Below are 22580 nucleotides of genomic sequence, written 5' to 3' on the forward strand. Positions count from 1 at the left end.
CCTCGAAGATTGACGGTCATCACCATGCCGCGCAGCATAGAAGTTGAAGTCAACTTCAAGTCAAGGGCTCCGAAATGGATATTGCCGACGTCGCCAAACGCACAGGCGTACCCGCCTCGACGCTGCGCTACTACGAGAAGAAAGGCCTGCTCAAATCACTTGCCGGGCGCGGCCAGCGGCGGCAGTTTGCAGCTGATGTGGCGGACAGGCTGGCCCTGATAGCCCTGGGCCAGGCTGCGGGGTTTTCGCTGGATGAAGTGGGGGCAATGCTGGTGGACCTGCAGGTCGACCGGCAGATGCTGATCGCCAAGGCCGACGAACTGGATGCACGGATCAGGCGCTTGCAGGCGATGAGCAAGGGCTTGCGGCATGCCGCACAGTGCCCTGAAGAAGATCACCTGGCATGCCCGAAATTCCTGCGGCTGATGAAGCTGTCGGCGGCAGGGGCATGGAAGAAAACAGGGCAGTTCAACAGTTGCCTTAAAGCGACCAGGATAAAACCACCAGCTGAAGAGATCATAATCTGAACGGAGTGATGGCAATTCAATATCAATAAGCCACCACCCAGTGTAGAGTTACGCGCCTCCGCGCCCAGCCGTGCGCCGAGAACAGTACTCACACTCAGGAAATGTTGCATGTCCACAATTCGAAATCTGACCGCTGCCGCACTGATAGCGCTGACCACTGGTTGTGCTACCGGCCTCAATTCGGCCCAAGAGTCGGAACTTGCCAGCTATCGCGCCAGAAACCTCGCGGTTGAAGAAAAAAGCCCAGGGCTTGCTGCCGGCCTTGGCCTGCTTCCAGGTGGGGGGTCGTTCTACGGTCGCGCATATGGCTTTGGCGTGGTGAACCTGCTGTTCTGGCCGCTTTCCATTGCTTGGGACCCAGTGAGCGGGCATGACGCCGCAGAGATGATCAACTACCAAGCCACCAAAGCTCACATTGCAACCCTGAAAAAGCACGACATGGACGAGCTCGATGCCAAGCTGGAATCCGACTCGATCGACCTCAAGCGCTACACGCTCGACAAACGCAGAATCGATGAAAAGTACAACCTGTAAGGGCATCTGCCGATCAGCGCAGCGCTCGGCCTGAGCCCTGCACGCCCCAATGATGCCGCGGGGCGGCCTTTTCGATCGTTGAAGCCATACACGATGTATGGCTTTCGTCTTGCATCACCGGCATATCACTCAAGGATTATTCAAGTGACCTACTTCCGTGTGTTTCTAGTCTCGGTATTTATCGCCCTTTGCACAGGCTGCGCCTCGCCCGCCCAGATCTCCGGGATGTCCGTGACATCCGACCAAACCGATGCGCAGTTTTACGACCAACGCCTGCATCGAAACATCCAGGTAACCGAGGTAAATGGCGGGGACGCCACCAACCCGCTCTGGACTTCGGAGATCGACGGTCCCGACTTTGGTGCTGCACTCAAACAATCACTTGCCAATGCTGATCTGCTTGGCGAAGCACCCGCTGCCTACACCCTGCGCGCCAACCTGCTACGCGTCGACCAACCCATTTTCGGCCTGGATTTCGAAGTCACCTGCGAGGCCGAGTACACCCTGACCGAGTCAGCTTCAAACACCGTTATCTTTCGAGAGATCATTCGAACGCCCTTTACTGCTGGCGTGGGCGACTCCGTTATCGCGATCAAGCGCCTGCGACTGGCCAATGAAGGCTCGGCACGCACGAATATCAGCACATTGCTGAAGCGTCTCAAGGAACTCAAGCTTGAGGCCAAACAGGTTTCTTTAAAGTAATGAGTACCTGCTGATACCGGGCTTTCGATGCGGGTAGGACGACAGCGCCTACTCCGCTGCATCGGGACGGACACGGCAGTGCTATGCAGCTGTCGCCAGTAGAGTATGAGAAACGATATTGTCTGGGCTTGGAGAGTGCCTGGGAAACCAGGGGCGATTCAGATGATGGTTCTGCTCCACCCTCAGTCGACGGGTGAATGCCTCACGCAGGCGATGGTAGGCAGTGCCCTACGTCTCGGCAGTCCTGTAGTAGCACCTGAAGCTCATCATCTCGGGTGACATGGATAGCCCCGTCCAACAAAATTTCCCAGCACCCATCAAGCTCGCGCCCTTGCCAATAAAGTTCCGCAGCGCCTAGGTCACCTGTTTCAGCGAATCGGTCGTAAAGGCTCGCATCAGCTCTCAGTGAGTTAATAGAGTGAACGATGCCCACTGAGACAATGTGTCGAGCCGTTCCGAACATCATTCCCAGCATTTCACGGGACGCAGCGCCCTCTTCAGCCACCCAGATGCAGCCAAGCCTAGATGGAGCGGTTGGAGCAACTCGCCGCCGCACTTCTTCCATCTGAAGCTCCACTTCGTAGATTCTAATGAAGCGGTCTTCGTCACCCCACCCCAGTTGCGAGCCGTATCCGTCGGTGATCGTCATTCTCCTGCTGAGCATGAAGCCGAGCATGAACACACGCGCGCGAGGAGTGAGTGCTGAGCGGAACTGCCCTTCACGAACGGCATCAAGACTCAGGTCCTCGACACGCGTATGCATCGCGTGTACGCCCTGATCGACTGATGCAATGCAGCTTGGTGACATTATCAGCGGCCGGACTGCCAAGTTATGGCAGACCATGAAATCGGTTGGGTCGAACGCATGAATGAGCATTAGGCACGTTCCTGATAGCAGTAATCAGCCGACTCTACATGGATCACAGCGCAAGCGACGATAGATCCATCTCAGCCACCCTGCACAACGCTTTCCCAAGTCGAATCAGGAAGACATAGGAAGCACCGCCCCCTTTCAATGTCCTTGTATCTACCGAGGTAACCTTCGCCCCCCACAACGCAAGCAAGATGGATCTGCGTGAACCTTCAGCAGAGCCCTCAGACCGAGTAATCCGTCTCCTAAAGACCTTATGCGCTCTTCTCTCGATTCACGTTCTAGCAGGTCCTCCAGGCCATCAGGATCTTGAGGATCAATCTGTAACGTTTCGCAAAGGTCTTCCCAATCACTCATCATTAGTCCCTTTCTGTTCGACAGCGCAAGCCTATCCCGTCACTACGGATCCTACTTCGTTGGCAACCAACGATCCATCGCTGCGAGCCAGCAAAGTTTAGCTATCCCCTTTTCATGATCCTGTAGTCAGTAGCCTCTACCTGAGCGACCACAAGTTCATGACTACAGCCAACGGCCAGAACCCGTATTCATTAGACTTTTTTTAGTTAATGAATACAGGCACACTGCCAACATCTAGAACCAAATGAATACAGAGGCGGAGATATGGCACGAGTTGGGTACATTCGCGTTAGTTCGGTAGACCAGAATCTAGATCGTCAGCTTGACGGCGTTGCCTTGGACAAGGTCTTCACAGAGAAGCTTAGCGGTGCTAACACTGACCGACCTCAGCTTCAAGCTATGCTGGACTATGTTCGGGAAGGTGATGTAATCCTTGTTCACAGTATCGACCGCCTCGCTCCCTAGCCGATCTGCTGAAGCTGGTTGAAGATCTGACCAAGCGAGGCGTACACATCCGCTTCAACAAGGAACAGCTTGAATTCACTGGTGAGGACAACCCAACGCAGCACCTAATGCTGTCGATGATGGGCGCCGTAGCCCAGTTTGAGCGAGCTATGATCAAAGAACGGCAGCGAGAGGGGATCGTAAAGACCAAGGAACGAGGCGCGTACAAGGGCCGCGTAAAGACCGTAGATGATGCAGCCATAAGGGCTGCTATCGCTGGTGACGGGGCTACTAAAGGACTGTCATTCCGTCAGGCTGCGGAGAGGCTTCACGTAAGTCTGAGCACCGTACAGCGTGCCATGAGGGCAAGGGCCTAACCACACCTACCAAGTCGCTACAATGAATAGGAGATGTCTTTAATGGATAATGAAAAGGCCGCTGCCATAGCTGATACCCTGGAATTGCTGCATCAGATCGCCCTCAGAGCGTCAGTTGAAGAAGTCAGTACCTGGATAAGACAGCGGGGAAGCATCAACGTACACGAGAATACCATGGTGGTACTCCAGGCGCTGGATACCAATGCTGAAGCCCTTGCGTCGGTGATAGAGCGGCTACGACAGTGATGGCAAAAGGCCATATTTCTATATTTAAAAATCTAATGCCAGTATGGCGCGTTTAACGGGCTTAATCTTGACCCACATTGATCGTGGTCTCTCATAACGACCATATCGTAGAACTCAAATGGCCGCCGACACAAATCTGCCTAATAACCCACAAGAGAGCGCTTGAAAAAAGATTAGCGCTCATCCCGTCGCCGCCTATTCCCAAGAACATGCATAAGGTAAGGCGTCAGCTCATGCATGAGCAAGCCGGAAAGCTTTTCAACGTCCTGATCAGTGAGAATGGCGCCCTCATCCACATCAAGGTTACTGAATGCATGTTGCACTGCCCTATCAATAGCTTGATCTCTTGCTCTTATGGCTGAGCGCTTCACCGCCTCACGTAGAACAGAGTCAAACGCACGCTCAATGCTGCCCTCCGGAATACGCTCATAGTTGTATGAAGCCTGGATATCAGCCCTATTTAGACCCAAGTTAAACTCTACAACTATTCTCTGGGAGTTTCTTGGATCAATGCAGTAGCTAGCGTGCACAGGCGCACCCGAATAACTTTCGGCTAAGCATACAACCATGCGCCTGACGCCGAAGAATTCTATATACCCAAGCAATTGACCATCCGTCCCCTGGTTACTCACTGCTACACAGTGTAGCGGAACCCCTTCCGGCCTACGCAGAATTAAATCACTCTCATACCAGTACCCGAAGCATGCCTCTGCTGCGTCCTCCAGCAAGTACTGCCTGGCATTGGTACAGTCTTTAGCTGCAACACCATTGACTACGGCGAAGCAGAGTACGGACTTGACTAGCGAACGCCCCGAGAGAGCACCACCAAACCCCATTGAAAAGTTCAGCGGACTCTTAGAGTACCTAGATTGCAAACCAGCCTGTGCAATTGCCGATTCCAAATCAAATTGAGGATACTTCTTTTTAACCCCCTTAAGAATCTTGCGCGCCTCTTCAGGAGTGCGAGCAACAATTTCAATCTTCACCGCTCCGGCGCCGTCAGGAGTCTCAGTGAACTTAGCTCTAGCCGGACTCATGCTACCATCCGCATGCAGCAAGAGCTGGTCGCCATCGAGACTCTCAATCGCGAGAGAGGGCAGTACTCCACGCTCCCTTTCCACTCCAATCAACAGTCCCAATGACTGAAGATCCTTAGCTAAGGCGCTATCCCAAGTTTGTCCAGCACCATTATTACACCTCACACAAAGCACACCGGACACTTTATAACGCCCACCAATAGCATTAATCAAGATGTGCTCTTCGGAGTCATTATCTGACGTAATCGAGATACCACACAACACACACTCTCCCACTTCCCCTCCTTAAGAATAATTCTGAGACACCGGCGTCAACACCACAACTAAGCAGCCTATCCCATGCTGACAAACATAACTGAAGATCTTAGTAACAAACACGAAATTCAAAGCATCATCAGACCGTTTTGACCGCCGCTGAACCGTGAAACTTATGAATACACTCTACATCAGCCTTCAACTGCGAGCGACTGACCATTCCCTGGGATATCATCATTGATATCTCGATCAGGATGAAAGCAGCCCACTTACTAACATCCACGACATCTCGTAAGACGATGTGATCATGCCTCGCATCGTGAACTGCGTCACTACGAAGCTGGTAGAGCTGGACTACTCGCCGGTCTATGAGCTCCCACGCTTCAGGACTAGAATAACGATGACGACCATAACAAAGTAAAGCCGTCAGCCCTCTCCTAATCTGCTCAGTAACCTTAGACTTACTAATTGAAAACATACATTCAATACAGCTCCAATACTTAACGAATTTCATTTCAAGACTTGTATCTGCCTGCGCATCAAAGAACCAGTAAAGAGCACGACATAGAGCACTTTCCGCGTCTCCTCTCGCATCAGCCTGTATGATGCAAGTAATTGCTTTGAACCATTCGCAGGATACAAGAGAGTCCGCATGTTCTCTAGTGAAGTCCAAACATTGAATGCCATCGAAGCTAGTTTTGAGATGGAGCAAATTAGAATTAGAATTTATGGAAAACCACGTGACCGCCCGCGGTTTGAAACGGCCTTCCAACCCAGGCACAAGGCGCACTGCCGCTCCGCCGCGTTCCAAGCAAACAGTACAAGAGAGAGCAAGCAGGCCACAGGTTGCCTTTACCAATTCGAAGAACCGACGCTCTGCGCTATTTGGGCTTCCTTTAACCCGAGCACTTAGCCACAAGCCGTGTTTAGTTTCCCTCCATGCGGAATCTATAACTCCATCTTGAGCAACACTTGACTTCAACACACTGAGACAAGGCTTGCTAATGACCACACCACCGATATTAAAACTATCAAAATCTGTAAATTTAATACCACTCAAAGTTGAATAGAAGTCATACTCACCCACAAAGTTAGCCGCTACCTCTTCAACTTCACCAATAAAGCATTCTACTGTATTGGCGATACCGTCCTCGTACCAACGTCCGAGAACTTCTCTACATGCAAGATCAATATCAATCGACTCGACAACCCCTCTGCCCGGCAGCATTTGCCATACAAGCCCACTCAAACACTCAAAACTCTCCAACGCCTTATTAGAAAAGCAAACTATAGAGCCATTAGGTGCCTTCACTCGCCTATAGATACTCTCCATGGTGCCGAAAGCCTTAAATGCTTGATACTCAGTCATGAGATTCGCTGCTTTCAGCAACACACTTAGGGCTGCCTGAGCTTGTCGTAATTGCTTCGGTGCCATGGATACCTAATGCCTCGGCAGTAAGACGGTCGCTTTATATTAGTTACAGAGATATGGGGTACGCATGAATTCACCCAGACGAGTATCCGATAGCTTAGGGGCTAATAGATGGACCGCCCCTATACCTCCAACAGATACTAAGAGGCCCCGCCGTAGCGGGGCCTGACCTCCTGTTAATAGCGCCGCATCGCGTCAGTCAAGAGGGTCGACGAACTGCGCGTTCCTTTCCACTCAGCAGCCGGCTGCGTCCCTTGCATGAACAGAGCTTCGTAATCAGTGATACCAGCGGTCCTAGCTGCGAGGGCTACACGCTCTCGCACAATCCGCTCAGCGCTGGCTGGCGTGGTGCTGGCCGTAAATTGCACGGTCCAGAGGGTAGTGAGCTTGTGTTTCACGTAGTGATGGCTCTTCAGCACCTCGTAAAACTTGGCCCGCGCAGCTGCGGATACAGAGGCGTTCAAGTCAACGGTAAGAATTGCATGAATGGTCATTACTTGCTCCCTCGCTGCTTGTTGGATTGAGACACTACCGAAGCTGCGAGAGCCTTCGTATCAGCGCTGAATTTGCTGCTTTGCAGAGCCTTGCCAGCTTTAGCTTCCATCTCAGCACTCGTTTGCTTACCTGTGTTGGCCTGAGCCAAAGCAGACGCAGCAAAACTCTTAGCTATAGCGGAGGCAGCAGGATCACGAAGCGTCTCAGAGGCCAGCTTTGCGATTTTAGGGGAGGACTTCTTTGTGTTTGTGCTCATGATGTTCATCTCAATAAGTAGTTGAGCTGACACGCCTGAACCTTATGGGTACGAGGGGACAATCCCTTAGCCCAGGCACTGGCAACGATCATCTGACTAGGCTGAATGGGTAATTACGACCTATTCTCAAAGAGACTACATCGTAATCACCCGCTCTACTTGAGCAGCCACAAGGGCCGACAACCGATTTAGAACAGGGTCAATTGACCCGGATGAGACCGCCAGTGCTGGCACACGCTTTCCCAGCGGCCAAACCGAAACCGGGAGTAACGGTGCACAAACACAACCTTGATGCTAGAACGAGCCATACGTGGCCCTCCTGCGACGGATGGAAGGGTTTTGGCTTGCCCGACACAGTCGCTAGGACTACACTGCTCCACGTCTTCCCATAGACATATTGCAGGTTGCGGGTGGTTTGGTAGACCCTCGTTCACCTCACCAGAAGCTCAGAAGTGTTGGTAGCACTCTTGGGCTTTTTTATGCCTTCAAACCGACACCTACCAGAACAAGCTACGCTGCCCTGTCAACTTCCCATGCTTCCTAAGGTTGTCCAATCGGAACCTTGAACTCGTAATGCTAGTACCGCACATTTCAGCCAACCGCTCAGGGGTACCGGCCTCAGCACAAGCTGTAACAGGCATCATGATTGCCGCAGTGATAGCCTTCGCCTGCCACTCTGAATCCTCATAGAACCGGTGCTGTCCCAAGACAGCTCCCCGATGAAGGGTCACTGCATGCTCCAATACGATGTGCCCCATCTCATGCACAACTGTACTGCGTCCAAAGACGTTATCTGCATGGAGCATGTCGTAGATGTCTTCTCTCAGCACCACCAAGCTCTTTTCAGGAATAGTGAAGGCGGCACATTCGTCAAGCTGTTCCACCTCTACAATCTTGTAGTTAAACCCTGCGTTCGGGAGGGTATGCTCCAAGATTTTGGTGCAGTCCAACATGTATCGCTCACCCGACCGAAGAGGGAGCGCTGCTCGGATACCCTCAGCGATCTCCTCAAGTGACGAATAACTTTGAGGTCTGACCTTTAGCCCCTGCGGCGTTCTCACATCCCCGTTCGAGTAAAGCGTCGTCAATCCTTAATCCCCCTTCTTCGGCTGAGCCTGAAGCCACTGACGAATTTCCTCAGTTGGAGCACTACCCTCTTGAAGCCTGCGGGCGAACGCTGCAACGAGACCTCTGGCATCAGAGTCCAACTCAGCCGTGTTAACAACATCTTTAGATCGTTCTGCAGCAAGCCTAAGCTGATGCAGCTGTGCCGTATCTGCATGTTCAGCAAAGAACGCTAGCGCAGCTTCAATGTGCTTATCAGATAGTCGCTTCTCGCCGTACTCTATACCGCTGAGATGCGCTGAACTGATAGCCATAGCTTCTGCCATTGCTTTTAGAGACACGTCAAACCTCATCCGAAGCAATCTGGCAGCTTCGCCAAAGGGTGTAAGTCTCATCTGGTCACCTTCATCTCTTCCCCGTGCACCTGCATTACCTTCCTGGCAATCATGTTCTCTATTTAGAGAAGATCGTAGCTACGAATAAATGATCGGTCAAGCGGCCAGTGGACAAACGCACAGGCAACTGTGAACCAGATGACGGAATTAGGAATGGGAGGCGGCGCAGGAAATAAGGCAAGGTGGAGAGGATCGAAGGCTATTGCAGCTCGATCAGCTTCAAGGAAAGGAACTGGCTCAGTCAATTCGAAGGAGCTAACATGCCGCTTACGGTGCACCACTTAGGTGTACCTAAACGCTGTCACACTTCGAGATTTTTGAGAGAGAAATCCCTGAGAATTCAAGGACTTGCGTAATGGAGGCGGCCCCACCAGCCACACCCCGGCACTCGATGTTCCCGCTATGGCTGCTCCCTTCCGGGCCTGACCAGGTTAACGGGTAATCAATGCGGGGGGACCGATGGGGCCACCACTACATGCCTCGCTGAGCAGCGAGTGGCGCCATTGTACCGGTCTTGGGGGCAGATACAACCTCTGGATGAGAAAAAGTCATCATTTCTCAATGACTTGTCCCGGTCGGGGTGGCTTGGAGCTGCCAATTCGCGGGTGAACCCGCTCCTACAGGGGTAGCGCTGACAGCAAGACCAGCGCAGGACCTGTGGGAGCGTGCAAGCAGCAAGATCTGCCATTGGCCTTCTAGACAGCGATGCCCTGCTCACCCAGGAAGGTGACAAAGGCATCTTCATCGAGCACCTTCACCCCCAACTCACTGGCCTTGGCCAGCTTGGAGCCCGCCCCCGGCCCCGCCACCACACAGTGGGTCTTGCCAGAAACCGAACCCGCCACCTTGGCCCCCAGACTTTCCAGTTTTTCCTTGGCAATATCGCGACTCATGCGCTCCAGGGTACCGGTCAGCACCCAGGTCTGACCGGCCAGCGGCAAGCCTTCGGCCACTTTCTTCTCGCTGCGCCAGTGCATGCCGAACGCCAGTAACTGCGCCTCGATGTCCCGGGCCAGCTTCTGGTTGGCTTCATCCTTGAAGAACTCCCGCACGGCTTCGGCCTGCTTGGCAGCCAGGGCCTGACGCAGGTCGATACCGTCGGCGGCGATGATCTTGTCCAGGCTGTCGAGCTTGGCCACCAGCTTCTCGGCACCGGTAGGGCCAACCGAGGCGATGTCGAGCTTGGCGATCATCCCGGCCAAGGTGGTGCTGGCAGCGAACTCGGCAGCCAGCTCGCCTTCGTCCTGCAGTTGCATGCCGCTGTCCAGCAGCTGCTTGATGACCTTGCGGTTGTGCTCGTCCTCGAAGAAGTTGTGGATCTCGTAGGCCACCTCCAGGCCGATGTCCGGCAGGTAGGTGAGCACCTGGGGCAGCGCCTGCTGCACGCGCGCCAGGCTGCCCAGCGAGCGAGCCAGCACCTTGGCGGTCTCCTCGCCTACGTCCGGGATGCCCAGGGCGTAGATGAAGCGCGCCAGGCCCGGGCGCTTGCTGGCTTCGATGGCATCCAGCAGCTTCTTGCTGGATACCTCGGCAAAGCCTTCCAGGCCAACGATCTGGTCGAACTCCAGCTTGTACAGGTCAGCCGGCGAGCCGATCAGGCCTTCGTCCACCAACTGCTCGACGCTCTTCTCGCCCAGGCCGTCGATGTCCATGGCGCGGCGCGAGACGTAGTGGATGATCGCCTGCTTGAGCTGGGCGCCACAGGCCAGGCGACCGACGCAGCGGTACACCGCGCCCTCGCTGGTGGTTTCCTTGCCCTTGCTACGCTTGACCAGCTGGGTACGCTCGACCTGCGATCCGCATACCGGGCATTCGCTCGGCACCTGCACCGGGCGGGCATCTTCCGGACGACGCTCCAGCACCACCTGCATCACCTGCGGGATCACGTCACCGGCGCGGCGGATGATCACCGTATCGCCAATGCGCAGGCCCAGACGGGCGATTTCGTCCATGTTGTGCAGGGTGGCGTTGGACACGGTCACACCGGCGACCTTGACCGGCTTCAGGCGTGCCACGGGCGTTACCGCGCCGGTGCGGCCGACCTGGAACTCGACGCCCAGTACCTCGGTCAGCTCTTCCATGGCCGGGAACTTGTGGGCAATCGCCCAACGTGGCTCACGGGCGCGGAAACCCAGTTCGCGCTGGGCAGCCAGGCTGTTGACCTTGAACACCACGCCGTCGATTTCGTAGGGCAGGCTGTTACGTCGCTCGCCGATGTCGCGGTAATAGGCCAGGCATTCTTCGATGCCGGCGGCATGTTTTAGCTCGCGGCTGATCGGCAGGCCCCAGGCCTTGAGCTGCTCGAGGATGCCGATGTGGCTGTCGCCGATGCTCGCGGACACCTGGCCGACGCCATAGCAGCAGAACTCCAGCGGGCGGCTGGCGGTAATTTTCGAATCCAGCTGACGCAGGCTGCCGGCGGCGGCGTTGCGCGGGTTGGCGAAGGTCTTGCCGCCGGCTTCAGCCTGGGCGGCGTTGAGCCGGTCGAAACCGGCCTTGCTCATGTACACCTCGCCGCGCACCTCCAGCACCGCCGGCCACCCCTCGCCTTGCAGCTTGAGCGGGATGTTGCGTACGGTGCGTACGTTGGCGCTGATGTCTTCGCCGGTAGTGCCGTCACCACGGGTGGCGCCCTGTACCAGCTGGCCGTCGCGGTACAGCAAGCTTACGGCCAGGCCGTCGAGCTTGGGCTCGCAGCTGTAGTCGACCGCACCGGGCTGGTCGAGGCCGTCTACCACGCGACGGCCGAACTCACGCAAGTCGGCTTCTTCGAAGGCGTTGCCCAGACTGAGCATGGGCACTTCGTGGCGCACCTGGCTGAACGCAGCCAGGGCTTCGCCACCAACGCGCTGGGTGGGCGAGTCGGGAGTTACCAGATGCGGGTATTCGGCTTCCAGCGCCTTGAGCTCGTTGAACAGGCGGTCGTATTCGGCATCGGGCACGCTGGGCTCGTCGAGCACGTAGTAGCGGTAGTTGTGCTGGTCGAGCTGGGTACGCAGTTCGTGGATGCGGGATTCGGCGGTCATGGGATTAGTCTTCTCTTGCAAAGCAAAAGAGCAGCCTGGGGTGGTGCCCGGTGTTCAAGGTCCTTATTGCCTGTGCGGCCTCTTCGCGGGTAAACCCGCTCCCACAGGGACTCCACTGCCCTTGAGGCTTGTGGTGTCCCTGTGGGAGCGGGTTTACCCGCGAAGAGGCCGGCACAGGCGATAACAACACCCGAACCGACCAGCACGCCCTCAGGCTGCTCTTTCGTCTGGATCTGTCAGCGCTTCTGGGTCAGCGCACGGCGCTCGAACTCGACGATGCGCTGGCGGTAGTGCTCGATGGTCTGGGCGGTCAGCACGCTGCGCTGGTCATCCTTGAGCTCACCGTTCAGTTCATGGGCCAGCTTGCGCGCCGCAGCCACCATCACATCGAAGGCCTGCTTCGGATGACGCGGGCCCGGCAGGCCGAGGAAGAAGCTCACCGCGCGAGTGCTGAAGTGATCGATGTCGTCCAGGTCGAACACGCCAGGCTTGACGGCGTTGGCCATGGAGAACAGCACTTCGCCGTGACCGGCCATGCTCTCGTGACGGTGGAAGATGTCCATTTCGCCGAAGCGCAGGCCGCTTTCCAGAATGTTCTGCAGCAGCGCCGGGCCCTTGAAGCCGCCCTCGTCGCGGGAGATCACGCTGATCACCAGCACTTCCTCGGCCGGCGGCAGCTCCTTGACGCTGCTGCTGGCAGGCGCAGTACCGTTGCTGCGGGTATTTTCCGCGGCGAAGTCGTCATCGCTGTCGGCAAACAGGTCGGGCTCGCGCGGCTCGGCGCTCAGGTTCAGGTCGCCCTGCTGCGCATCTGCAGCAGCAGCGCGCTTGCCACGCTTGCTGGCCTTGGCCGGCTTGGGCTCGCGCTCGCGATCACGCCCAGAAGCGCTGAGCGACGGCAGATCGCTTTCGTCCAGCTCAGGCTCTTTGTGGGTATCCAGCACTCGCGACGGGCCAAGCACTTCGGCATTGCCCTCTTCGTCCGGCAGGTTGGAATAACTGCGATCCAGACGGAATTTCAACTTGCCTTTCCCGCCGCGCATGCGGCGCCAGCCGTCGAAAAGAATCCCGGCAATGACAATGATGCCGATGACGATCAGCCACTCGCGCAGACCGATTTCCATGTAATCCCGTGCCTCTATAAAAATATGCTTGAAAACAAAGGGTTCAAAGCCCTTTAACACGTGGCGCCAACTCTATGTTCTGACAGGCGTTTTACCCACGCAAAAAACGAGTGACATTAAGCTAGCACGACCAAAGACAACTTTACACCGTCTGTCGCACATGACGGGGGCATTTCGCTACGGAATGTGCCCTTATCGTCGATCATCAGGCGTCGACCATGGCCATGGCCTCCTCCACATCGACGGCAACCAGCCGTGAACAACCCGGTTCATGCATGGTCACCCCCATCAACTGATCCGCCATCTCCATGGCAATCTTGTTATGGGTGATGTAGATGAACTGCACGCTTTCACTCATTTCCTTGACCAGACGGGCGTAACGCCCGACGTTGGCATCGTCCAGCGGCGCGTCGACCTCGTCGAGCATGCAGAACGGTGCAGGGTTCAACTTGAAGATGGCAAACACCAGCGCCAATGCGGTCAGTGCCTTCTCGCCGCCGGACAGCAGATGGATGGTGCTGTTCTTCTTGCCCGGTGGTCGCGCCATGATCGTCACCCCTGTATCGAGTAGATCTTCGCCCGTCAGTTCCAGATAAGCGTTGCCACCACCGAAAACTTTTGGGAAAAGTGCCTGTAATCCGGCATTTATCTGATCAAAGGTATCCTTGAAGCGGTTGCGGGTTTCCTTGTCGATCTTGCGAATGACGTTTTCCAGGGTCTCCAGCGCTTCGACCAGGTCGGCGTCCTGGGCGTCCAGGTAACGCTTGCGCTCGGACTGCTGTTCGTACTCTTCGATGGCCGCCAGGTTGATCGCGCCCAGGCGCTGGATACGCGCCTCGAGTTGCTCCAGTTCCTGTTCGGTGCCTTGCTCGCTGGCCTCGGCCTCAAGGGTGGCGAGCACACCTTGCAGATCGTAGCCATCGGCCAGCAACTGCTCCTGCAAGGTCTTGCGCCGCACATCCAGGCCCTGACACTCCAGGCGCAGCTGCTCCAGCTGGCCGCGCAGCAGCTGGGCCTGCTGCTCGGCCTGGGTGCGGCGCTTCTCGGCATCACGCAGTTCGCGGTCGGCTTCATCCATGCGCAGGCGGGCCTGGCGCATTTCCTCGTCGACACTCATGCGCCGCTCCAGCAGCTCTTCCAGCTTCAGGCGCAGTTCTTCCTGCGGGGCCTCGCCCTCTTCCAGGTTCAGGCTCAGTTGCTCCTGGCGCTCGGTCAGGCGCGCAGCCTGCTGCTCCAGGCGCTCCAGGGCCTGCCGGGTGGAGTCGTGCTGGGCACGCAGCGAGCCCAGGCGCACAGCCAGCTGGTGGGCGTGGTCCTTGTGCTGGCGGGCCTCCTGGCGCACACGATCGAGGCTTTCGCGCAGGGTGTCGCGGCGAGCCATCAACTGCTCGCGCTGCTCGGTGTCCTGGGCCATCAGTTCCAGGGCCTGCTGCAGCAGCAAGCGGGCTTCGCCCAGCTGCTCATGCTCCAGGGCACGCTGCTCTTCCAGTTCGGCCAGTTCTTCCTGCAGGCGCCGACGGCGCAACTCGACCTGCTCGGCGCGCGCACGGCTGGCCGACAGGCTGGCCTTCAGCTCGCCGTGCAGGCGGTTTTCTTCCTGAGTGCGGCGGCGCAGCTGTTCACGCTGCTCTTCCAGGCCCAGCTGCTGCTCGCGCAGGGCCTGCAGGTGCTGCTCCAACTGCTCCAGCGCCGCTTCCTGCTCCAGTTGCTCCTGGCCCAGGCGCTCGATCTCCTGGCCGCGCGCCAGCACGCTGCCTTCGGCTTCGCCGCCACGGCGCACCCGCAGGAAGTGCCGACCAACCCAGTAGCCATCGTGGCTGACCAGGCTCTGGCCTTCGCCGAGCGACGCGCGCTGTGCCAGCGCCTGGGCAAGGCCTTCCACGGGCTTGACCTGGCCCAGCCAGGGCGCCAGGTCGACACGGCCTTCGACCTTTTCCAGCAGGCTGCCGGGCAGCGACGAGCCGGTACCGCTCGCCACCAGCAAGCGCAAGTCGCCCTGCTCCAGGCCGGCAAAATCGAGGTTATCGAAGTCGTCCACCAGCACCGCCTGCAGGTCGGCGCCGAGCACGGTTTCTACCGCAAGCTCCCAGCCCGGCTCTACCCGCAACCCTTCAGCCAGCCGCGGCAGTTGCGCCAGGCCTTGGCCCTGCAGCCAGTCCGCAGCACCTGCCCCCGGCTCCAGGGCAGCCTGCTGCAAGGCTTCGAGCGAGGCAAGACGCCCGCCCAGGCGTTGCAGGTCGCCCTGCGCCTGCTGTTGGGCCTGGGTGGCCTGCTGCAGTTGCTCACGCGCGCCTTCCAGGCGCTCGACCACCTGCTCTTCGGACACCTGCAACTCTTCCAGCAACATTTCGCTGCTGGCCAGCTGCTCGGCCAGTTCCAGCATGGCCGCATCCTGCGGGTCGCTGCCCAGCAGCTCACGCTCTTCGCCCAGCTTACGCTGGCGCTCGGCCTGGCGTTCCAGGCTGGCTTCCAGCTGCAGCAGGCGCGCCTGCTGCACTTCGGCCTGGCGACGTGGCTCGGCGGAACGGCTGTTGAAGCTGTCCCACTGTTCCTGCCAGCCGTGCATGCCCAGTTCGGCCTCCTCAAGGGCGGCGGAGGCTTCTTCGGCAGCGGCCAGGGTCATTTCCTGCTCGGGTTCGAGCATGGCCAGCTCTTCACCCAAGGTAGCCAGCAGGGTACGGTCGTGGCCCAGGTGCGATTCGGTCTCCAGGCGCGTGCGCTCGGCTTCCTTGAAGTCCTCCTGCAACTGGCGCAGGCGCTGCTGGCCGTGCTGGATGCTCTGCTCGACCCGGGCGATATCACCGGCCACCGAGTAGAAGCGGCCCTGCACCTGGTTGAAGCGTTCGGACAATTCGTGATGGCCATCGCGCAGGCGTTCGATGCTGGCATCGGCATTGCGCTGCTCGGCCACCAGCGCCTCATGGGACACGTCCTGGTCGCCGATTACCGCCTCGCGCTGGCGCACCCGTTCGTCCAGGTCACGCCAGCGCAAGGCCGACAGGCGCGCTTTCAACTGGCGTTCCTGGGCCTTGTATTCACGGTACTTCTCGGCTGCCTGGGCCTGGCGGTGCAGGCGCTCCAGCTGGCGCTCCAGCTCTTCGCGCAGGTCGGTCAGGCGCGCCAGGTTTTCCTGGGTGCGGCGGATGCGGTTCTCGGTTTCACGGCGGCGCTCCTTGTACTTGGAGATGCCGGCGGCTTCCTCGATGAAGTTGCGCAGTTCCTCGGGCTTGGCCTCGATCAGCTTGGAGATCATGCCCTGCTCGATGATCGAGTAGCTGCGTGGCCCCAGGCCGGTACCGAGGAAGATGTCGGTGATATCACGCCGGCGGCACTTGGTACCGTTGAGGTAGTAGCTGTTCTGCCCGTCGCGGGTGACCTTGCGGCGGATCGAGATCTCGGCATAGGCGGCATATTCGCCGACCAGGGTGGTTTCGCTGTTGTCGAACACCAGTTCGATGCTGGCCTGGCTGACCGGCTTGCGGCCACTGGAGCCGTTGAAGATGACATCGGTCATCGACTCGCCGCGCAGGTTCTTCGCCGAACTCTCGCCCATCACCCAGCGCACGGCATCGATGATGTTGGACTTGCCACAGCCGTTGGGGCCGACGACGGCCGCCATGTTGCTGGGGAAGTTGACCGTGGTCGGGTCGACGAACGACTTGAACCCGGCCAGGCGAATGCACTTCAGGCGCATCGGTCAGCCTCGGGCCAACGCCGCCAGCACCAGTTCGCAGCTGCGCTGACCGTAGGCGGTGAGCACTTCGCGAATGCGCGGCAGGTCACGGGCGACCACTGCGTCGAGCAGGCGGGCGAACAGGTCCAGGTAATCGATCATGTTGGCCTGGCGCTGGTCCAGCGACAGGTAGTAGGCACGGCTCATGGCCGGCTGCAGGTTTTCCACGGTTTCCTGCAGGAACGGGTTGTCGGCGAACGGATAGGCAGCCCGCATGACCGCGAAGCTGTCGGCGACGAAGGCCTCTATGTCCAGCTGGTCATGGGCCCGCTGCAGGCGCTGCTGGATCGCCAGGAACGGGCGCAGGTCGGCATCGGTGCGCCATTTTTGCGCAACCGCGTTACCCAACAGGATGTAGAACTCGCTCATCAGCGCGCACAGGCTGCGCACACTGCGCTCGTCGAGCTCGGTCACGTGGGCACCCCGGCGCGGCAAGATCGCCACCAGATGGCGGCGTTCAAGGATCAGCAGCGCTTCGCGTACCGAGCCGCGGCTGACGTTGAGTGCCTGGGTGACCTTTTGCTCCTGAATACGCTCGCCTGGCGCCAGCTCGCCACGGATGATGCGTTCGGCCAGGTAATCGGCAATCTGCTCGGAGAGGCTGTCCGGGGCCTTGAACGTCATGGTTTTCCTTCAAAATCATTGAACTGGGCACAAGGGGCGGATTGTAGCGTACTTGGCCGGTAATCGCGCAGAGGGGCCTGGCGGTTTATTTGACCTGCAAGACAACCAGGCGCCCGGCGCGATCTATGCTTGGAATATGGGCAATGTGTGCGGCCGGACTTGGACATGCGCAATTTCTTGACCTTTGAGTCAGAAAAATATTGACCAGCTGGACAGCTCTTGCTTAGAGTCCGCCCAACAACAATAAAACCATTGCGAGGCCATCCCCGTGATCCAGTTTCTCGTCAACCAGGAGTTGCGTAGTGAGCATGCCCTGGACCCGAACATGACGGTGCTGCAATACCTGCGCGAGCACCTGGGCAAACCTGGCACCAAGGAGGGCTGCGCCAGTGGTGACTGCGGCGCCTGCACCGTGGTGGTCGGCGAACTGACCCAGGACGACCAGGGCAACGACAGCCTGCGCTACCGTAGCCTCAACTCGTGCCTGACCTTCGTTTCGTCGCTGCACGGCAAGCAGCTGATCAGCGTCGAGGGCCTCAAGCACCAGGGCCAGCTGCATAGCGTGCAACAGGCCATGGCCGATTGCCATGGCTCGCAGTGCGGCTTCTGCACCCCCGGCTTCGTCATGTCGCTGTTCGCCCTGCAGAAAAACAGCAGCGGCCCCGACCTGCATCAGGCCCAGGAAGCCCTGGCTGGCAACCTGTGCCGCTGCACCGGCTACCGGCCGATCCTCGACGCCGCCGAGCAGAGCTGTCGCCAGCCCTGCCGCGACCAGTTCGATGCCCAGCAGGCGCAGACCATCAGCCGCCTCAAGGCCATTGCGCCGACCCAGACCGGCGAGCTGAACAGCGGCGACAAGCGCTGCCTGGTGCCACTGACCGTGGCCGACCTGGCCGACCTGTACAGCTCGCACCCCGAAGCACGGCTACTGGCCGGCGGTACCGACCTGGCCCTGGAAGTCACCCAGTTCCACAAGACCTTGCCGGTGATGATCTACGTCGGCCATGTGGCCGAGCTCAAGCGCATCGAGAAAACCGCCAGCCACCTGGAAATCGGTGCTGCCACCCCGCTCACCGACTGCTACGGCGCGCTGAACGAGGAATACCCCGACTTCGGCGCGCTGCTGCACCGCTTCGCCTCGCTGCAGATCCGCAACCAGGGCACCCTGGGCGGCAATATCGGCAACGCTTCGCCGATCGGCGACTCGCCGCCCCTGCTGATTGCCCTGGATGCACAGATCGTCCTGCGCCAGGGCGAGCGCCAGCGGGTGATGCCACTGGAAGACTACTTCATCGACTACCGCATCACTGCCCGCCAGGACAGCGAGTTCATCGAGAAGATCATCGTGCCCCGCGCCACCAGCGACTGGGCGTTCCGTGCCTATAAAGTATCCAAGCGCCTGGACGATGACATTTCCGCCGTGTGCGGCGCCTTCAACCTGAGCCTCGAAGACGGCGTGGTCAGCGGTGTGCGCATCGCCTTCGGCGGCATGGCGGCGATCCCCAAACGGGCCCGCGCCTGCGAAGCAGCGCTGCGCGGCAAGCCATGGAACCAGGCTGCCATCGAGCGCGCCTGCCAGGCCCTGGCCGAGGACTTCACCCCGCTCAGCGACTTCCGCGCCAGCAAGGAATACCGCCTGCTGACCGCGCAGAACCTGCTGCGCAAGTACTTCATCGAACAGCAAACGCCGCACATCGAGACCCGGGTGACCGCTTATGTCTAACCATCACGTAGCCAAGAGCCAGGCCGAGATGGCCGAACTGTTCAGCCAGGACCTGACCACCGGGGTCGGCCGCAGCGTCAAGCACGACAGCGCCGACAAGCATGTATCCGGCGAAGCGGTGTACATCGACGACCGCCTGGAATTCCCCAACCAGCTGCACGTCTATGCGCGCACCGCCGACCGCGCCCACGCGCGCATCCTGCGCATCGACACCACGCCGTGCTATGCCTTCGAGGGGGTGCGCATCGCCATTACCCACGAAGACATCCCCGGCCTCAAGGACATCGGCCCGGTGGTGGCCGGCGACCCGCTGCTGGCCATCGACAAGGTCGAGTTCTTCGGCCAGCCGGTGCTCGCCGTGGCCGCACGCGACCTCGACACCGCACGCCGCGCGGCCATGGCCGCCATCGTCGAGTATGAAGACCTGGAGCCAGTGCTGGATGTGGTCGAAGCCTTGCGCAACAAGCACTTCGTGCTCGACAGCCACACCCACCAGCGTGGCGATTCCGCTGCAGCCCTGGCCAGTGCCCCGCACCGCATCCAGGGCACCCTGCACATCGGTGGCCAGGAGCACTTCTACCTGGAAACGCAGATTTCCTCGGTGATGCCCACCGAAGACGGCGGCATGATCGTCTACTGCTCCACGCAAAACCCCACCGAAGTGCAGAAACTGGTTGCCGAAGTCCTCGACGTGCCAATGAACAAGGTGGTGCTGGACATGCGCCGCATGGGTGGCGGTTTTGGCGGCAAGGAAACCCAGGCCGCCAGCCCGGCGTGCCTGTGCGCCGTAGTGGCGCGCCTGACCGGCCAACCGACCAAGATGCGCCTGCCGCGGGTCGAAGACATGACCATGACCGGCAAGCGCCACCCGTTCTACGTCGAGTACGACGTAGGCTTCGACGACGACGGGCGCCTGCACGGCATCAACTTCGACCTGGCCGGCAACTGCGGCTACTCGCCCGACCTGTCCGGCTCGATCGTCGATCGCGCCATGTTCCACTCCGACAACGCCTACTACCTGGGCGATGCCACCGTGCACGGCCACCGCTGCAAGACCAACACCGCCTCCAATACCGCCTACCGCGGCTTCGGCGGGCCTCAGGGGATGGTCGCCATCGAGCAGGTGATGGACCACATCGCCCGCCACCTGGGCCGTGACCCGCTGACAGTGCGCAAGGCCAACTACTACGGCAAGACCGAGCGCAACGTCACCCACTACTACCAGACCGTCGAGCACAACATGCTCGAAGAGATGACCGCCGAGCTGGAGGCCAGTAGTGACTACGCCGAACGCCGCGAGTCGATCCGTCGCTTCAACGCCAACAGCCCGATCCTGAAGAAAGGCCTGGCGCTGACGCCGGTCAAGTTCGGCATTTCGTTCACCGCCACCTTCCTCAACCAGGCCGGTGCGCTGATCCATATCTACACCGACGGCAGCATTCACCTGAACCACGGTGGCACCGAGATGGGCCAGGGCCTGAACACCAAGGTGGCACAGGTGGTGGCGCAGATCTTCCAGGTCGATTTCAGCCGCATCCAGATCACCGCCACCAACACGGACAAGGTGCCCAACACCTCGCCGACTGCGGCCTCCAGCGGTGCCGACCTGAACGGCAAGGCAGCACAGAATGCGGCCGAGATCCTCAAGAAGCGCCTGACCGAGTTCGCCGCACGGCACTACCAGGTGACCGAGGAAGACGTCGAGTTCCGCAACGGCCATGTGCGCGTGCGCGACCAGATCGTCAGCTTCGAGCAGCTGGTGCAGCAGGCCTACTTCGCCCAGGTATCGCTGTCCAGCACCGGTTTCTACCGCACGCCAAAAATCTACTACGACCGCAGCCAGGCGCGCGGCCGGCCGTTCTACTACTTCGCCTTCGGCGCGGCCTGCGTGGAAGTGGTGGTCGACACCCTGACCGGCGAATACAAGATGCTGCGCGCCGACATCCTGCACGATGTGGGGGATTCGCTGAACCCGGCCATCGACATCGGCCAGGTGGAAGGCGGCTTCATCCAGGGCATGGGCTGGCTGACCAGCGAAGAGCTGGTGTGGAACGCCAAGGGCAAGCTGATGACCAACGGCCCGGCCAGCTACAAGATCCCGGCAGTGGCCGACATGCCGCTGGATTTGCGGGTAAAGCTGGTGGAGAACCGCAAGAACCCGGAAGACACCGTGTTCCACTCCAAGGCCGTGGGCGAGCCGCCGTTCATGCTCGGCATCGCCGCCTGGTGCGCGATCAAGGACGCCGTGGCCAGCATCGCCGATTACCGCGTGCAGCCGCAGGTGGATGCACCGGCGACGCCGGAGCGGGTGTTGTGGGGTTGCGAGCAGATGCGCAAGGCGGTAGCCGCAGCGCAAGCTGCCGAGCCGGAACTGGAAACCGTGTCTCACTGACAATGCAGGGCCCTGTGGGAGCGGGTTTACCCGCGAATGCGATAGTGGCTTCACCGCCGCATTCGCGGGTGAACCCGCTCCCACAGGGATCGCGACGCAACTATAGAGAGGTTGCATCATGCACCAATGGATCAACGCCCTCGCCGACCACCAGTCCCGTGGCGAAGCCTGCGTGCTGGTGACCATCATCGAGGAGCGCGGCTCGACCCCGCGCAATGCCGGCTCGAAAATGGTCGTCAGCGCCAGCAGCCTGTACGACACCATTGGCGGCGGCCATCTGGAATACAAGGCCCTGCACATCGCCCGGCAAATGCTCGAAGAGCACCGCACCACCCCGCACCTGGAGCGCTTCAGCCTCGGTGCCAGCCTTGGCCAGTGCTGCGGCGGCGTCACCGTGCTGCTGTTCGAACCGATGGCCGCGGTGCAGGCGCAGATCGCCGTGTTCGGCGCGGGCCATGTCGGCCGGGCTCTGGTACCCTTACTCGCCGCATTGCCCTGCCGGGTGCGCTGGATCGATTCGCGCGAGCAGGAATTCCCTGCCCTGATCCCCGACGGGGTGACCAAGGTGGTCAGCGAGGAGCCGGTCGACGAAGTGGCAGAGCTGCCGCCAGGCTGCTACTGCATCGTCATGACCCACAACCACCAGCTCGATCTGGAACTGACCGCTGCCATTCTCAAGCGCAACGACTTCACCTGGTTCGGCCTGATCGGCTCGAAGACCAAACGGGTCAAGTTCGAGCACCGCCTGCGCGAGCGCGGCTACGACGATGCCGTGCTGGCGCGCATGCGTTGCCCGATGGGCCTGGCCGAAGTCAAGGGCAAGCTGCCCATCGAGATCGCCGTGTCCATCGCCGGTGAAATCATCGCCACCTACAACGCCTGCTTCGGCCAGCACGACGCTGCCGCCAATGCCGGCCCTATTGCCCAGTTGCTGCCGCCCTCCCGGCGCAGCCAAGCCATTTGAC

Annotated in this window: 18 protein-coding genes, 1 other RNA gene and 1 pseudogene; 8 read left to right on the forward strand and 12 right to left on the reverse strand. The window is 59.3% G+C overall.

The features are described 5' to 3' along the window. Positions 1-74 precede the first annotated feature (74 nt). The 3 genes from FQ664_RS19825 to FQ664_RS19835 all read left to right on the forward strand — a co-directional run bounded on the left by FQ664_RS19825 (position 75) and on the right by FQ664_RS19835 (position 1763). Positions 75-527, forward strand: coding sequence for a helix-turn-helix domain-containing protein (locus tag FQ664_RS19825; protein WP_256676025.1), 453 nt, complete (start codon positions 75-77; stop codon positions 525-527). Between the two features lie 108 nt (positions 528-635). Next, entirely contained in the window at positions 636-1061 is a 426-nt protein-coding gene (locus tag FQ664_RS19830; protein WP_144174309.1) for a hypothetical protein, read from the forward strand. Between the two features lie 144 nt (positions 1062-1205). After that, positions 1206-1763 (forward strand): hypothetical protein, encoded by a 558-nt coding sequence (locus FQ664_RS19835; protein WP_256576217.1) that lies wholly within the window; start codon positions 1206-1208, stop codon positions 1761-1763. 202 nt (positions 1764-1965) lie between these two features. Here the strand turns inward: FQ664_RS19835 and FQ664_RS19840 are convergent, their stop codons facing one another. After that, complete coding sequence (locus FQ664_RS19840) at positions 1966-2640, reverse strand: hypothetical protein (protein WP_144174311.1); 675 nt, start codon at positions 2638-2640, stop codon at positions 1966-1968. Between the two features lie 615 nt (positions 2641-3255). Here FQ664_RS19840 and FQ664_RS19845 point away from each other — a divergent pair. Together FQ664_RS19845 and FQ664_RS19850 are read left to right on the forward strand one after the other, a co-directional pair. Further along, positions 3256-3812: pseudogene (locus FQ664_RS19845) on the forward strand (recombinase family protein). A 42-nt stretch (positions 3813-3854) separates the two neighbouring features. Further along, positions 3855-4058 carry a hypothetical protein gene (locus FQ664_RS19850; protein ID WP_144174312.1) on the forward strand — a complete coding sequence of 68 codons (204 nt, stop codon included), beginning with the start codon at positions 3855-3857 and terminating at the stop codon, positions 4056-4058. A gap of 173 nt (positions 4059-4231) precedes the next feature. Here FQ664_RS19850 and FQ664_RS19855 read toward each other — a convergent pair whose 3' ends face one another. From FQ664_RS19855 to FQ664_RS19905, 11 genes are all read right to left on the reverse strand, one after another. Continuing rightward, positions 4232-5371: an HNH endonuclease gene (locus tag FQ664_RS19855; RefSeq protein WP_144174313.1), complete on the reverse strand. Its 1140-nt coding sequence runs from the start codon at positions 5369-5371 to the stop codon at positions 4232-4234. A gap of 118 nt (positions 5372-5489) precedes the next feature. Further along, positions 5490-6785, reverse strand: a complete 1296-nt coding sequence (locus tag FQ664_RS27320) for a HEPN domain-containing protein (RefSeq protein WP_256676026.1) — start codon at positions 6783-6785, stop codon at positions 5490-5492. Between the two features lie 173 nt (positions 6786-6958). After that, the gene (locus tag FQ664_RS19865) at positions 6959-7276 is read right to left on the reverse strand and encodes a hypothetical protein (RefSeq protein WP_144174314.1); all 318 of its coding nucleotides are present in this window, start codon (positions 7274-7276) and stop codon (positions 6959-6961) included. Continuing rightward, a complete protein-coding gene (locus FQ664_RS19870; protein WP_144174354.1) occupies positions 7276-7533 on the reverse strand; it encodes a hypothetical protein in 258 nt (85 codons plus the stop codon). Before FQ664_RS19870 ends, FQ664_RS19865 begins: the two co-directional genes overlap by 1 nt. Before the next feature lie 497 nt (positions 7534-8030). Beyond that, positions 8031-8486 carry an ImmA/IrrE family metallo-endopeptidase gene (locus tag FQ664_RS19875; protein ID WP_144174315.1) on the reverse strand — a complete coding sequence of 152 codons (456 nt, stop codon included), beginning with the start codon at positions 8484-8486 and terminating at the stop codon, positions 8031-8033. A 138-nt stretch (positions 8487-8624) separates the two neighbouring features. Then, positions 8625-8993 carry a helix-turn-helix domain-containing protein gene (locus tag FQ664_RS19880; RefSeq protein ID WP_144174316.1) on the reverse strand — a complete coding sequence of 123 codons (369 nt, stop codon included), beginning with the start codon at positions 8991-8993 and terminating at the stop codon, positions 8625-8627. Positions 8994-9358: 365 nt separating this feature from the next. Further along, positions 9359-9455: signal recognition particle sRNA small type (gene ffs / locus FQ664_RS19885), an RNA gene on the reverse strand. 233 nt (positions 9456-9688) lie between these two features. Then, on the reverse strand, positions 9689-12019 hold the full coding sequence (gene ligA, locus FQ664_RS19890; protein ID WP_144174317.1) for an NAD-dependent DNA ligase LigA: 2331 nt from the start codon (positions 12017-12019) through the stop codon (positions 9689-9691). 236 nt (positions 12020-12255) lie between these two features. Further along, positions 12256-13143 (reverse strand): cell division protein ZipA, encoded by an 888-nt coding sequence (zipA, locus tag FQ664_RS19895; RefSeq protein WP_144174319.1) that lies wholly within the window; start codon positions 13141-13143, stop codon positions 12256-12258. 205 nt (positions 13144-13348) lie between these two features. Next, positions 13349-16837 carry a chromosome segregation protein SMC gene (gene smc / locus FQ664_RS19900; RefSeq protein WP_144174321.1) on the reverse strand — a complete coding sequence of 1163 codons (3489 nt, stop codon included), beginning with the start codon at positions 16835-16837 and terminating at the stop codon, positions 13349-13351. A gap of 3 nt (positions 16838-16840) precedes the next feature. Continuing rightward, positions 16841-17500: a GntR family transcriptional regulator gene (locus tag FQ664_RS19905; RefSeq protein WP_144174323.1), complete on the reverse strand. Its 660-nt coding sequence runs from the start codon at positions 17498-17500 to the stop codon at positions 16841-16843. Positions 17501-17768: 268 nt separating this feature from the next. On the opposite strand from FQ664_RS19905, the gene xdhA reads away from it, so the two are divergent. From xdhA to xdhC, 3 genes are all read left to right on the forward strand, one after another. Further along, positions 17769-19223, forward strand: coding sequence for a xanthine dehydrogenase small subunit (xdhA, locus tag FQ664_RS19910; RefSeq protein ID WP_144174325.1), 1455 nt, complete (start codon positions 17769-17771; stop codon positions 19221-19223). Beyond that, positions 19216-21615, forward strand: a complete 2400-nt coding sequence (gene xdhB / locus FQ664_RS19915) for a xanthine dehydrogenase molybdopterin binding subunit (RefSeq protein WP_144174327.1) — start codon at positions 19216-19218, stop codon at positions 21613-21615. The genes xdhA and xdhB overlap by 8 nt, the downstream gene beginning before the upstream one ends. A 118-nt stretch (positions 21616-21733) precedes the next feature. Next, complete coding sequence (gene xdhC, locus FQ664_RS19920; protein WP_144174329.1) at positions 21734-22579, forward strand: xanthine dehydrogenase accessory protein XdhC; 846 nt, start codon at positions 21734-21736, stop codon at positions 22577-22579. Position 22580 lies beyond the last annotated feature (1 nt).

Origin of the sequence: Pseudomonas persica, assembly GCF_900291015.1 — a bacterium.
Lineage (GTDB): Bacteria > Pseudomonadota > Gammaproteobacteria > Pseudomonadales > Pseudomonadaceae > Aquipseudomonas.